The following is a 13,148-nucleotide window of genomic DNA, read 5'->3' as shown; positions in this document are numbered from 1 at the left end:
ACGGGCCTATCGCTGAGCTGGCGTCGCCAGCTCAGCGAACGCACCACGCCGCCATGCCAGTAAAACGAAGCCCAGCGCGCCGATCGCCATCAGGCCCGGCAGCGCGTGGCTACTCAGCCATTTGCTGGCGGCGCCGGTAGATAGCGGACCGAGCAGGCAGCCGGCGCCCCACAGCAGAGCGATATGCGCGTTGGCGCGCACCAGCGCGTCGTCGCGATAGCGCTGGCCGACCAGAATCAGCGACAGCGTATACAACCCGCCTGCACTCGCCCCGAACAACACCAGTACCGGCCAGATCAGCGGCGTATGCAACAGCACAGGTAGCGCCAGGCTGCTGCCTACCAGCACCAGCCCGCATACACGGTACAGTGCGGTACGCGAGAACTTGTCCGCCAGCCAGCCGATCGGCACCTGCAATACGGCGTCCCCGACCACCACGGTGCTGACCATGATCAGCGCCAGTGCCTGAGCAAATCCTTCGCGCAGGAAATACACCGGCAACAACGTCAGCGTCATCGCCTCGAAGGCAGCAAACAGCATGATGGCCCAGGCCACCGCGGGCAGGGTGCGCACAAAGCTGAAGATGCCCTGGCTGTTGGCGCTATGCGCGTCGACACGTGGCGCGCCATTGACCAGCAACAGCAGAATAAAGCCGAGCCCGAGCAACCCGACGGACAGCCAGAAACCAGTGTCTGCCTCGGTGCCGATCAGGCTCAGCAGCAGGGGTCCGCAAAGCTGGCTGACCGCAAAAGCGCTGCCGTACACCGCCACCAGCCGCCCCCGCAACCGGTCCTCGACCAGCTGATTGATCCAGCTTTCACCGAGAACGAAGGTGATCGTCAGCGACACGCCAAGGAGCAGTCGCAGCCCCAACCACACCGAATAGCTAGGCCATAGGGCAAGCAGGATCACCGAGGCAGCGCTGACCACCATCACCGCGCGCATGCAAGGCTCCGAACCCAGCCAGCCAGCCAGCGTGCCGGTAATCTTGGCACCGAGCAGTACCCCAATCGCCGGCATGGCTGCCATGACACCTATGGCGAAGGCGTCATAACCCCAGCCGTCCAGGCGCAGCGACACCAAAGGCAAGGTGATCCCCATCGCCAACCCGACGATGACCACCGCCGAGGTGACGATAAGATAAGTGCCCCAGCGCATGGCTAGAGCTTGATCCAGGTCGCCTTGATCTCGGTGTACTTGTCGAAGGCGTGCAGCGACTTGTCACGGCCGTTACCGGACTGCTTGAAACCCCCGAACGGCGCGGTCATGTCGCCGCCGTCGTATTGATTGACCCATACACTGCCGGCACGCAGCGCCTTGGCCGCACGATGCGCGCGCGACAGGTCGCTGGTCCAGACCGCTGCGGCGAGCCCGTAAACGGTATCGTTGGCGATGGCGATGGCTTCCTCGAACGTATCGAAGCTGATCACCGACAACACCGGACCGAAAATCTCTTCGCGGGCGATGCGCATGTGGTTGGTCACACCATCGAACAGCGTCGGCTCGACGAACAGGCCGCCGGTTTCCTGCATTACCCGGCGCCCGCCAAGCTTGAGCGTCGCGCCGTCCGCCTGGCCGGCTTCGATATAGCGCATGACGGTCTCGATCTGCGTGGTGTCGACCAGCGCGCCGACGGTGGTGACGGGGTCAAGCGGATCCCCCGGTTGCCAGCTGGCTTTCAGTGCGGCGACTACCTTCTCGACGAACATATCTTTGATCGACGACTCGACCAGCAGCCGCGATCCGGCCGTACACACCTCGCCCTGGTTGAAGGCGATGGCGCTGGCCGCTGCTTGCGCCGCCGCATCCAGATCCGGTGCGTCGGCGAAGACGATGTTCGGACTCTTGCCGCCAGCCTCGAGCCATACGCGCTTCATGTTCGACTCGCCGGCATAGATCATCAGCTGCTTGGCGATGCGGGTTGAGCCGGTGAAGACCAGGGTATCGACGTCCATGTGCAACGCCAGCGCCCTGCCCACGGTGTGCCCGTAGCCTGGCAGTACGTTGAGCACGCCTGACGGAATACCGGCCTCGATGGCCAACTGGGCCAGACGAATCGCTGTCAGGGGTGACTTCTCGGAGGGCTTGAGAATCACTGAATTGCCGGTAGCCAGCGCTGGGCCAAGCTTCCAGCACGCCATCAACAGCGGGAAATTCCACGGCACGATGGCCGCGACCACACCCACTGGCTCGCGCGTGACCAGGCCGAGCTCGTCATGCGCTGTGGCTGCGACTTCATCATAGATCTTGTCGATCGCCTCGCCGCTCCAGCGCAGTGCTCGTGCGGCGGCCGGCATGTCGACGGCCAGGGCATCACTGATCGGCTTGCCCATGTCCAGCGTTTCCAGCAGCGCCAACTCCTCGGCATTCTGCTCGATCAGATCGGCCAGGCGAATCATCACCTGCTTGCGTTGGGCCGGTGCCAGCCGCGACCAGACGCCGGAATCGAAAGCCTGTCGGGCCGCAGCCACCGCCTGCTCGGCATCGGCCGGACCGCAGCTGGCCACTTGGCCGAGCACCCGTCCATCGATAGGACTGATGCAGTCGAAGGTTTCGCCGTCCGCCGCTGACTGGTAGCCTCCATTAATGAAGGCCTGCCCCTGGATGTCCAGGCTTGCGGCGCGTTGTTGCCAATCTGCCAGAGTCGATGTGCTTGCCATGTCCATGCCTCGCTGCGGAACGTCCGATAGACGTCGCCGGTCTGTGTTTGAAGATCGAAACACAGTAAACCAGAGGGTTCAGAAAATTCAATATTTTTGACATATTGCGGGCTAACGGTCTTTTTCGTTTGTTATTTTTGACATAAACTCGGACCATTCTTCCGCCACTGCACGGTCTGACCCGGGAAGGTTTCATGAACAGCTTGCCGCACCCCGCCAGCGCTCCGTCGAACCAGAGTCTCGACGAATTCTGGATGCCTTTCACCGCCAACCGGCAATACAAGGCGCGCCCGCGCCTGCTGGAAAGCGCCGAAGGCATGTATTACACCGACGCCGAGGGGCGCCAGGTGCTGGATGGCACTTCCGGCCTCTGGTGCTGCAACGCGGGTCACGGTCGGAAGGAAATTTCCGAAGCGGTGGCCCGGCAGATCAACAAGATGGACTTCGCTCCCACCTTCCAGATGGGCCATCCTCTGGCATTCGAGCTTGCCGAGCGTCTGACCGATATCACGCCGGAAGGCCTGGACCGGGTGTTCTTCACCAACTCCGGATCGGAGTCCGTCGATACCGCTTTGAAGATCGCGCTGGCCTACCATCGCGCCCGCGGGCAAGGCACCCGCACCCGCTTCATCGGTCGCGAACTCGGCTACCACGGCGTGGGCTTCGGCGGTATTTCGGTGGGCGGCATGGTCAACAACCGCAAGGCTTTCGGAGCCCAGCTGCCTGGCGTCGACCATCTGCCGCATACGCTGGACCTGGAGCGCAACGCCTTCACTCGCGGACTGCCAAAGCACGGCGCGGAACTCGCTGACCATCTGGAAAAGATCGTCACCTTGCACGGGGCGGAAAACATCGCTGCGGTGATCGTCGAGCCGATGTCCGGCTCCGCCGGTGTGATTCTTCCGCCGCAGGGCTATCTCAAGCGGCTACGCGAGATCGCCTCCAAACACGGCATCCTGTTGATCTTCGACGAAGTGATCACCGGTTACGGCCGCATGGGCGAACCTTTCGCTGCGCAGCGCTGGGATGTCACACCCGACATCATGACCACGGCCAAGGGCCTGACCAATGGCGCGATCCCGATGGGGGCGGTGTTCGTCAACAGGGACATCCACGATGCGCTGATGCACGGGCCCGATCATGTCATCGAATTCTTCCACGGCTACACCTATTCCGGCCACCCGGTGGCTGCGGCCGCTGCGCTGGCGACCCTGGATATCTACCAGCGTGACGGCCTGCTGACCCGGGCGCGCGAGCTGGAAGTCTACTGGCAGGAAGCGTTGCACAGCCTGCAGGGTCTGCCCAACGTGATCGACATTCGCAACGCCGGACTGGTCGGCGCGGTACATCTGGCCAGCCGCGACGGCGCGCCGGGCACGCGCGGATATGACGTATTCGAAAGCTGTTACTGGGAAGGTGACGTGATGGTTCGCTGCACCGGCGACATCATTGCCATGTCGCCACCCCTGATTACCGAAAAGACCCATATCGACCAGCTGGTCGAGGCACTGGGCAAAGTGATAAAGCGCACCCAATGACGTGAGCCGCAGGGTCTGGTGAGCGCTGATCGCCGCGCCGGATCCTGACAGCGTCGAGGCGGTTCGGCTGGGGCGGACCGTCGGTGGCAAGGATGCCACCGCCGAGCTACATGGACGTACTCGCTGCGTGTCCGAACCAGCCGGACCGCCTCGACGCTACCCCACAAAACTCTACGATCGGTGCGACTGCACGGATTACCAGGAAGGATGACGCATGACCCTGCAACTGACCCACTACATCAACGGCCAGCGCACCGCGCCCAGCGCCCGCACCCAGACCACCTACCAGCCGTCCACCGGCGAAGCACGCGGCGAAGTCTCGCTGGCGAGCGTTGCCGAAGTCGAGCAGGCCATCGAAGCCGGCAAGCAGGCGTTCCCGGCGTGGGCGGCGACCACACCGCTGAACCGTGCGCGCGTTCTGTTCAAATACAAGGCATTGCTCGAGGCGCATGCCGACGAGCTGGCCGAGCTGATCACCCGTGAGCACGGCAAGGTGTTCGATGACGCCAAGGGCGAGCTGACACGCGGCCTGGAAGTGGTCGAGTTTGCCTGCGGCATTCCGCACCTGCTCAAGGGCGAGCACACCGAGCAGGTCGGCGGAGGGGTCGACGCCTGGTCGGTCAATCAACCGCTGGGCGTGGTAGCGGGCATCGCCCCGTTCAACTTCCCGGCGATGGTCCCCATGTGGATGTTCCCGATCGCTATTGCCTGCGGCAACACCTTCATCATGAAGCCCTCCGAGAAAGACCCGAGTGTACCGCTGCGCCTGGCCGAACTGCTTACCGAAGCAGGCCTGCCGGATGGTGTTTTCAACGTGGTCAATGGCGACAAGGAAGCGGTCGATGTATTGCTGACGCACCCGGACATCCAGGCGGTGAGCTTCGTCGGCTCCACGCCGATCGCCGAGTACATCTATTCCAAGGGCTGCGAACACGGCAAGCGCGTGCAGGCGCTCGGCGGCGCCAAGAACCATATGCTGGTGATGCCCGATGCGGACCTTGATCAGACCGTCAATGCGCTGATGGGCGCAGCCTATGGCAGTGCCGGCGAGCGCTGCATGGCGATCTCTGTCGCGGTAGCTGTTGGCGACGAGGTAGCGGACAAGCTGGTGGCCGCGCTCAGCCCGAAGGTCAAGGCGCTCAAGATCGGCGACGGCATGAGCCCGGGCATGGAGATGGGTCCGCTGGTGTCTGTGCAACACCTGCAAAAGGTGAAGGGGTTTGTTGATCAGGGCGTCAACGAAGGCGCCGAACTGGTCGTCGACGGTCGTGAAACCAGGGTGCCAGGGCTGGAAAGCGGCTACTTCATGGGTGGCTGTCTGTTCGACAAGGTTCAGCCGGAGATGACCATCTACCGCGAAGAGATATTCGGCCCGGTGCTGTGCATTGTCCGTGTGCCGGATTTCGCTACCGGCGTGAAGCTGATCAACGAGCACGAATACGGCAACGGCACGGCGATCTTTACTCGCGACGGCGATGCGGCCCGCCAGTTCTGCAATGTCATCCAGGTCGGCATGGTCGGCGTGAACGTGCCTATCCCGGTGCCCATGGCGTTTCACAGCTTCGGCGGCTGGAAGCGTTCACTGTTCGGACCGCTGCACATGCATGGTCCCGATGGTGTGCGCTTCTATACCAAGCGCAAGGCGATTACCTCCCGCTGGCCCACCGGGATTCGTTCGGGTGCCGAGTTCGTGATGCCGACGATGAAGTGACGACCTCAAGCTGACCCATGCGAACCAGCAGGCGACTGACAAGCTGAGCAGGTGTGGCGAGGGGCCCTCCTGCTGGACCGTCTGTGCCCAGGGATGGGCACAGCGAGCTACATGGACGTACTCGTGCGTGTCCAGCAGGAGTGACCCTCGCCGCACCGATGGCACCAATGGCGCCGAAACGCGCAAACAACTTACCCAGGAATGCGCATGCCACTCGACCGAATCATCGACTTCGCCACCTCCCCAACCCCAGCCGAACACTACCGTCCGGCCCCGGAAAAAATTCTGAAGGGCGACCCCGCCCAGAACGTGCGCAATCACTATTCCAGCCCCGACGAACAATTTTCGACCGGCGTATGGGAAGCCGAGCCAGGCCAATGGTCGATCAGCTATAGCGAGCACGAGTATTGCGAGATCCTCGAAGGCGAATCGATCCTGCGCGACGAACAGGGCAATGCCCGCACCGTGCGCACCGGTGACCGCTTAGTGATTCCAGCGGGCTTTAGCGGTACCTGGGAAGTGGTCACGCGTACACGCAAGGTCTACGTTATCTACGAACCGGCGAAGTAAGGTATCCGCCCGTCACGCGTCAGAAACAGCATGGTCTAAACGTGACCGAACGGTTACAGTCTTCGTCAGCATAAGCATTCGAACCCACAATTCATGCCCAGGCTGATGGTCCCCCGCGACCCCCGATCAGGATTCCGTAGCGACGGGATCAGCCACGCGCTCCAGCGGAGCCAGGGTACTGCCAGGAGTCTTGCGAAGATGTCGCGTTTGCCCGTAATCGTCGGCTTCGGTGGCTACAACGCCGCCGGCCGCAGTTCGTTTCACCATGGCTTCCGCCGCACTGTGGTGGAGTCGCTTCCCGCTACCGAACGCCAGGAAACCCTGGCCGGCCTGGCGGTGATGATGAAACTGGTAAGCGTGGAGGATGGGCAATACCTCGACGAAGAACGCGGCGTGCTCACGCCTGCGGACATCGAGGCGCGGTTCGGCGAAACCATTCTGGAAGGCACCCTGGTCCGGCGCATCGAAAAGCGCTACCTCGACGTGGACGCCGCGCACTGGCAGAAGAATCTGACGGTCACCGGCGAGGCAGGCAAGCCGTTCTCATTCATGACCCTGGCCAAACAGCTCCCCGAGCCCTTGCCCTCGGACTGGGCGGTCGAGCCGCTGAACGAGACCGAAGTCATGGTCACCATGTACGACGGCTGCGACATGAAACTGGATAGCTATCGTCCGCTACCGGTGAAATCCGCCGGTCAGCTGCCCAGCGGCTTCGACCCGGCCGAACTCTACGCTTCTCGCTTCCACCCGCGCGGCCTGCAGATGACCATCATCGCGGCGACCGATGCGCTGCGCTCCACCGGGCTGGAGTGGAAGACCATCGTCAATCATGTCCAGCCGGACGAAATCGCCGTTTTCGCCAGCAGCGCCATGAGCCAGTTGGACGAGAACAGCTTCGGCGGGTTGATGCAGTCGCGCCTCAAGGGTAACCGGGTGAGTGCCAAGCAGCTCGCGCTGGGCCTGAACAGCATGCCCGCCGATTTCATCAACGCGTACATCCTCGGCAGCGTCGGCACCACTGGCGCGATCACCGGCGCCTGCGCGAGCTTTTTGTACAACCTGCAAAAAGGCACCGAGATGATTACCAGCGGCCGCGCACGCGTGGTGCTGGTGGGTAACGGCGAAGCGCCGGTCACCCAGGAATGTATCGAAGGGTATGGCGCCATGGGTGCCCTGGCCACCGAGGACGGACTGCGAGCCATCGAGGGCCGGGATGACGTGGATTTCCGACGCGCCAGCCGTCCGTTCAGCCAGAACTGCGGCTTCACTCTGGCCGAGTCGGCACAGTTTTTCCTGCTGATGGATGACGAGCTGGCGCTGGAGCTCGGCGCCGATATTCACGGCGCAGTGACTGATGTGTTCATCAATGCCGACGGCTTCAAGAAGTCCATTTCCGCGCCGGGACCGGGCAACTACCTGACCATGGCCAAGGCCGTGCACAGCGCCATGCAGGTCGTCGGTGAGGCGAGTGTGCGCAGCCGCAGTTTCGTGCATGCACACGGCTCCAGCACCCCGGCCAACCGGGTCACCGAGTCCGAACTGCTCGACCGCATCGCCGACGCCTTCGGCATTGCTGACTGGCCAATCGCCGCGGCCAAGGCATTCGTCGGCCATTCACTGGCCAGCGCCAGCGCCGACCAGCTGGCTTCGGCGTTGGGCACCTTCAAGTATCAGATCGTGCCGGGCATCAAGACCATCGATGAGGTGGCCGGTGACGTGCATCAAAAACACCTGCGCATCAGCAACCGCGACCTGATGCGCAGCGATGATCCGCTGGAGGTCTGCTTCATCAACTCCAAAGGGTTCGGTGGCAACAATGCCAGCGCCGTGGTGCTGGCGCCCAGCGTGGTCGAGCGCATGCTGCGCAAGCGTCATGGCGAAGCCACGTACAACGAGTATGCCGCGCGCCGCGAGACGACCCGAGCTGCGGCTACGGCCTATGATTTACGCGCGTTGAAGGGTCAGCTGGACATCATCTACAACTTCGGCAACGACATGATCGATGACCGCGAGCTGCGGATTACCACGACAGAAATCAAGGTGCCGGGTTTCGATCAGCCGCTGGTGTTCCGCAAGGACGACCGCTTCGGCGACATGATCGACTGAGGGCTGCGCCTGCGGTGAAGGCGCAGCCAGATTAACCCCTTCTCAGCGCTTGGCCTGGGCAGCCGCGACAAAGGCGGCCATCTCGGCCTTCTTGTCCGCTTCGATTTGCTGCACATGCGGGTTCCTGCCGAGCAGCTCGAGCAGTTCTTTCGCTTCGGGAAAGTCGGCCAGCAAGTCTATGCCGAACGCCTTCTTCGCCACGATCGAAGCCAGATCGATACTGTACAGGAACATTAGATCGGCGATAGTCATGTCGTTACCCGCCACGTAGGGCGAGAACTCACCGTGCCGTTTCAACGCGGCCACACCATTGAGCAGATCGGCCTTGGCCTTGTCCTTGATGGCTTGATCGACCTTGCCACCGAAAAAGACTTCCGGGTAGCAGGATCGAGCCGGCAGTTCGATATATAGCTCGATTTCCTTGGCCAGCGCTCTGACGTTGGCCCGCTCGAAGGGATCCTTCGGCAACAGCGGCTTGCCCCGCTGGGTTTCTTCCAGGTATTCCAGAATCACGTTGGTTTCGCTGAAACAGCCATGCTCGGTTTCCAGACAGGGCACCTTCCCGCGCGGGCTGATCTTGAGAAACGCCTCGTCCTGGCTGGGATGCACCACGTTGATCTTGAAGTCCACGCCCTTTTCCAGCAGCGCCAGTTTGACCATATTGAAATAGTTGCTGACGTTGAATCCGTGCAGGGTAAGCATGCGGTGTCTCCATTATCTGATTGGGTGAGTGCGACGTTCCGTTGTATCGCCCCGAGACCCAAAGGTCCATAGCCATCAGCCGACTGAATGAGCCCTGTCGAACCCTGCGATTGGCCACCACCTGACCGCGATTTAACGCTAGACTGCGGAAAAAGCAGTTCTCCCCAAGAGGTGCCGCCCACCATGCTCACGCCCGAAGAAGTCGCCGAAATCAATCTGCTCAACCAGTTCAACCTGAGCAATACCCGCGAAGGCCTGAAAATTCACGACCACGATGCCTCCCCGGAGACCGTGGCAGCAGCGGCGCGGTTGCACGAACGCGGCCTGACCAGCCTGCCTGACGGCGGCTACCTGACCAGCCTTGGCCTGGATGCTGCCGAGCACGCCCAAACGCTGATTACCATTCTGCGCACGCGTTGAGATAACCCAGGTGCAGGACCGTGGCGAAATTCGGCCGCTGATCAGCGAAGGGATCGACCGGAAGACGCTCGCCACGCTCTACCGGCGCTTCATGGAAGTCAACCAGAAGCGTCTACGCCGCGTCGAGCAGGCTCTAGGGCCGCGCCAACACACGGTATTGCAGCTGATTCCGCTGCTCTTCGACGTCAACCATCCCCTGTTGCCTGGCTACGTGTCGCGGCAGACGCCGTTCGGCCTGCCGGGCTTCACTCCCGATTCGCAGCAGTTGCTGAGCGCTCAGGCGCTGTCGCGCAGCTTTACCTATCGACGTCATCCGGCCGGCTTCAGCCATCAGATCCAGGCGCTGTATCTGATGGGCAGTGGCGGGACCATTGCCCAATCCGATCAAAGTGACCTCGACATCTGGGTCTGTCATGCGCCCGATCTGGCTACACCTGCCGTGGCGGAATTGGCCAGCAAATGCCAGCTGATCACCGACTGGGCGGCAACCCAGGGCTGCGAAGCGCACTTTCATCTGGTCAACCCGGCAAGCTTCGCCCGTGGCGATCGCGACAATGAACTGAGCACGGAGGACTGCGGCAGCAGCCAGCATTATCTGTTGCTCGACGAGTTTTACCGTACCGCCGTCCTTCTCGGCGGCCGCTTTCCCCTGTGGTGGCTGGTCCCGGATTACGAAGAAGCCGGTTATCCGGACTACACCCGCCAGCTGATCGACAAGCGTTTCATCCGACAGCATGAAAGTCTCGACCTGGGCCACCTTGCACAGATTCCGGCCGGCGAATACGTGGGCGCCGGTCTCTGGCAGCTGTACAAGGGCATCGAATCACCCTACAAGTCAGTGCTGAAACTGGTGCTGACCGAGGTGTACGCCAGCGAGCATCCCCAGGCCCAGTGTCTGAGTCTCGACTTCAAGCGCGCCGTGTACGCCAACCGGCTGGATGTGGATGAGCTCGACCCCTACGTCATGCTCTATCGGCGTCTGGAGAGCTACCTGCTGTCGCGCGGCGAAACGGAACGGCTGGAGCTGATACGACGTTGTCTGTACATCAAGGCCGACGTGCGTCTGAGCCGGCGCAGCGGCACGCTCAGCTGGAAGCGCACGCTGATGGAAAAGCTGGTGCGCGAGTGGCAGTGGGGGCCACGTCAGCTCCAGCAGATGGATGCCCGCAATGAATGGCGCGTGCGAGAGGTTGCCCAGGAGCGCCGCCAACTGGTTCGCGAACTGACTCATAGCTATCGCCTGCTGTCGCACTTTGGTCGCAGCCACGGCGTGATCAACAACATCACCAGCCGCGACCTGTCACTGCTCGGCCGGAGGCTCTATGCTGCCTTCGAGCGCAAAGCGGGCAAGGTCGAGGTGGTCAACCCGGGCATCGCACCGGATATCAGCGAAGATCTGCTGACCCTCGCCCTGCGCGGCGATCAGGCTCAGCCAAACTGGTCGCTGTACCACGGCACGCTGGGCATCGGCGAACTGTCCGACCAGCCGCCCATCAAGCGGACCCAACACCTCATCGAACTCCTCGCCTGGGCTCACCGCAACGGGCTTGCCGACGCCGCGACCCGTTTTGCCGTGCATCCGGGCAGCAGCGACCTGACCGAGTTCGAAGTGAACCAACTGATGACCAGCATGCAGCAGCTCTTTCCGCTGCCGTTGCCGGCCCTCACCGAAGCCGCTCTGCTCCGGGCCGCGCAGCCCTGTCAGATTCTGCTGCTGGTCAATGTCGGGCTAGACCCGATGCCCGGCGCGAGCCAGAAAAACGTTCATCTGATCAGCAGCCATACCGATGCGCTGGGCTATTCCGGGCTACGCGACAACCTGATCCGCAGCATCGACCAGATCGCCCTCAACAGCTGGAACGAACTGATGGTGACGCGCTTCGAAGGGGAGGATGCCTGCCTGCTGGCGCTTGCCGATTATCTGAACAAGGGCCGGGAAAACGGGCGCGTACCAGAGCTGCACGCGCGCAGCTTCTGCCGAAATCGTTCAGCGGCGATCGCCGAGCGTGTCGAGGGGCTGTTTCGCGACGCTGCCACGAATGTGTTGAACGATCCGCCAGGGCGCTTCCTGATTCAGGTGCAGAATCACTTCAACGTACTGGAGCAGCGCGCGGACGGAATAGAGCTTACCGAGCTGCCGGACCAGGAGCGCCTGATGCGCTATCTCGGCACGGCGCGGCCCAGCTACAGCCGGCTCGCCCTCGATGGCTACGCGCTGCCCGGGCAGGATATCGGCACCGTGCTACAGCACGATATCCCCAGCCGCATTCAGGTTTTCTACCGTTTGCTGCCGGGCAACCTGGCCGAGGTCAGCGTGCTCGACGAGCGCGGCGCATTCTGGCGTAGCCGCCAGCCGTACCGCGACGAACGCACGTTGCTGCTACCCATGCTGCGGTTTCTGCACAGCATCCGTCTGCGCCGCCAGGCGAGCATGACACTGGAAAGCAGCCTGGGTGAAGGCGAGGTGCTGGTGTACCGGATCCAGCCGCCGAGCGATGGCCGACCGCTTCACGTTGAACCGATAGCGGTGGCTGCCCAGGGAATCGAGACCGACTACTTCCCGGTCCAGGCCATCGCCCAGCCGGCGGACCGTCAGCAACTGAGCGTGACCATCTTCTGTGACCAGAGCGAGTTTTCCCAGCTTGAATACGGCGATCAGCTGTACGCAGCCGCCGCACGACACATTCTAGGTCGTCGCCGCAGCCTGGAAGTCTACCCGTGCTATATCACCGATCTGGACCTGTCCGTGCTCGACCAGACCGGAAACCTGCATACCGTGCAATATCTACGCTACCGACAACAGCTGGAAGACACGCTCAACGCGGCGCTCGAGGCGCAGCGGCGCTGATCAGCCGCGACGCTGCTTGCGCGCCCGCGCGGCTACGATGATCTGCTGCTGACGAGCGTCGGAGGCAGCGGCCCATTCGAGGATTTCCGGCATCAGCCGACCGCAGCCCAGGCACTGATCGGCATCCAGACAGCATTGACGGACACAGGGGGAGGGCTGTCTACCGGCTGGCTGGCTCAATGTTCGTCGACATCCAGTTCGACCTCGTCGCCAGTGAGGTCGCTGAGTACGCGCGACAATACCTCGCCAAGCGATTCTCCTTCGCCGTCATGCAACCACCCCTGGTCCGGCAGGTAACCGAAATGCAGGGTCCGCGACGGGGTAGCGACCCACAGCTCGCGCGACGCCGGCTGACGGCCGATGACGATGCGCCCGGATTCGGGAAGACGCAGAATCAGCGACCCTTCGACATGGTCCATTTCAAGGTCCAGACCGCAATCGTCGACTGCATGTTCGATCAGATCCTGGATTCGATCGACCTGCTCGTTGAATGCTGCTTCACTCAGCTCATGCATGCCTTGTTCTCTCGTCCGCTCATCTGGCCGGCGTAGCGCGGGTGCGCCGAACCGGACGGCTGGGTATACTGCCGGATA

Annotated in this window: 11 protein-coding genes; 6 read left to right on the top strand and 5 right to left on the bottom strand. The window is 62.4% G+C overall.

From position 1 onward, the window contains the following. Nucleotides 1–6 precede the first annotated feature (6 nt). Both BLT85_RS15455 and BLT85_RS15450 read right to left on the bottom strand, forming a co-directional pair. The gene (locus BLT85_RS15455) at nucleotides 7–1,158 is read right to left on the bottom strand and encodes an MFS transporter (RefSeq protein ID WP_093396618.1); all 1,152 of its coding nucleotides are present in this window, start codon (nucleotides 1,156–1,158) and stop codon (nucleotides 7–9) included. Nucleotides 1,159–1,160: 2 nt separating this feature from the next. Continuing rightward, nucleotides 1,161–2,660, bottom strand: a complete 1,500-nt coding sequence (locus tag BLT85_RS15450) for an aldehyde dehydrogenase (protein ID WP_172829838.1) — start codon at nucleotides 2,658–2,660, stop codon at nucleotides 1,161–1,163. A gap of 194 nt (nucleotides 2,661–2,854) precedes the next feature. Here BLT85_RS15450 and BLT85_RS15445 point away from each other — a divergent pair, with 194 nt between their 5' ends. From BLT85_RS15445 to BLT85_RS15430, 4 genes are all read left to right on the top strand, one after another. Beyond that, entirely contained in the window at nucleotides 2,855–4,198 is a 1,344-nt protein-coding gene (locus BLT85_RS15445; protein WP_093396616.1) for an aspartate aminotransferase family protein, read from the top strand. Between the two features lie 214 nt (nucleotides 4,199–4,412). Continuing rightward, nucleotides 4,413–5,909: a CoA-acylating methylmalonate-semialdehyde dehydrogenase gene (locus BLT85_RS15440; RefSeq protein ID WP_093396615.1), complete on the top strand. Its 1,497-nt coding sequence runs from the start codon at nucleotides 4,413–4,415 to the stop codon at nucleotides 5,907–5,909. Between the two features lie 207 nt (nucleotides 5,910–6,116). Further along, a complete protein-coding gene (locus tag BLT85_RS15435) occupies nucleotides 6,117–6,479 on the top strand; it encodes a cupin domain-containing protein (RefSeq protein WP_093396614.1) in 363 nt (120 codons plus the stop codon). A 198-nt stretch (nucleotides 6,480–6,677) separates the two neighbouring features. Then, a complete protein-coding gene (locus BLT85_RS15430) occupies nucleotides 6,678–8,585 on the top strand; it encodes a beta-ketoacyl synthase (protein ID WP_093396613.1) in 1,908 nt (635 codons plus the stop codon). A gap of 42 nt (nucleotides 8,586–8,627) precedes the next feature. Here BLT85_RS15430 and BLT85_RS15425 read toward each other — a convergent pair whose 3' ends face one another. Beyond that, nucleotides 8,628–9,287, bottom strand: a complete 660-nt coding sequence (locus tag BLT85_RS15425) for a glutathione S-transferase (protein WP_093396612.1) — start codon at nucleotides 9,285–9,287, stop codon at nucleotides 8,628–8,630. Nucleotides 9,288–9,470: 183 nt separating this feature from the next. Here BLT85_RS15425 and BLT85_RS15420 point away from each other — a divergent pair, with 183 nt between their 5' ends. Further along, nucleotides 9,471–9,707, top strand: coding sequence for a TIGR02647 family protein (locus tag BLT85_RS15420; protein WP_093396611.1), 237 nt, complete (start codon nucleotides 9,471–9,473; stop codon nucleotides 9,705–9,707). A gap of 10 nt (nucleotides 9,708–9,717) precedes the next feature. Continuing rightward, a complete protein-coding gene (locus BLT85_RS15415) occupies nucleotides 9,718–12,555 on the top strand; it encodes a class I adenylate cyclase (RefSeq protein ID WP_231701496.1) in 2,838 nt (945 codons plus the stop codon). Here BLT85_RS15415 and BLT85_RS15410 read toward each other — a convergent pair whose 3' ends face one another. Both BLT85_RS15410 and cyaY read right to left on the bottom strand, forming a co-directional pair. Continuing rightward, entirely contained in the window at nucleotides 12,556–12,735 is a 180-nt protein-coding gene (locus tag BLT85_RS15410) for a DUF1289 domain-containing protein (protein ID WP_093396609.1), read from the bottom strand. Continuing rightward, the gene (gene cyaY / locus BLT85_RS15405; protein ID WP_093396608.1) at nucleotides 12,732–13,070 is read right to left on the bottom strand and encodes an iron donor protein CyaY; all 339 of its coding nucleotides are present in this window, start codon (nucleotides 13,068–13,070) and stop codon (nucleotides 12,732–12,734) included. Before cyaY ends, BLT85_RS15410 begins: the two co-directional genes overlap by 4 nt. Between the last annotated feature and the right edge of the window lie 78 nt (nucleotides 13,071–13,148).

The sequence above is a fragment of the Halopseudomonas xinjiangensis genome (assembly GCF_900104945.1).
In the GTDB taxonomy this organism is placed as follows: Bacteria; Pseudomonadota; Gammaproteobacteria; order Pseudomonadales; family Pseudomonadaceae; genus Halopseudomonas; species Halopseudomonas xinjiangensis.
Note: the sequence above shows the minus strand (reverse complement) of the source record. Positions and strands in the feature narration are given on the sequence as shown.

What these genes read in the sequence shown, in the direction of transcription:
- BLT85_RS15455 (WP_093396618.1), bottom strand. Translation starts at nt 1,158, where the DNA reads ATGCGCTGGGGCACTTATCTTATCGTCACCTCGGCGGTGGTCATCGTC.
- BLT85_RS15450 (WP_172829838.1), bottom strand. Translation starts at nt 2,660, where the DNA reads ATGGCAAGCACATCGACTCTGGCAGATTGGCAACAACGCGCCGCAAGC.
- BLT85_RS15445 (WP_093396616.1), top strand. Translation starts at nt 2,855, where the DNA reads ATGAACAGCTTGCCGCACCCCGCCAGCGCTCCGTCGAACCAGAGTCTC.
- BLT85_RS15440 (WP_093396615.1), top strand. Translation starts at nt 4,413, where the DNA reads ATGACCCTGCAACTGACCCACTACATCAACGGCCAGCGCACCGCGCCC.
- BLT85_RS15435 (WP_093396614.1), top strand. Translation starts at nt 6,117, where the DNA reads ATGCCACTCGACCGAATCATCGACTTCGCCACCTCCCCAACCCCAGCC.
- BLT85_RS15430 (WP_093396613.1), top strand. Translation starts at nt 6,678, where the DNA reads ATGTCGCGTTTGCCCGTAATCGTCGGCTTCGGTGGCTACAACGCCGCC.
- BLT85_RS15425 (WP_093396612.1), bottom strand. Translation starts at nt 9,287, where the DNA reads ATGCTTACCCTGCACGGATTCAACGTCAGCAACTATTTCAATATGGTC.
- BLT85_RS15420 (WP_093396611.1), top strand. Translation starts at nt 9,471, where the DNA reads ATGCTCACGCCCGAAGAAGTCGCCGAAATCAATCTGCTCAACCAGTTC.
- cyaY (WP_093396608.1), bottom strand. Translation starts at nt 13,070, where the DNA reads ATGCATGAGCTGAGTGAAGCAGCATTCAACGAGCAGGTCGATCGAATC.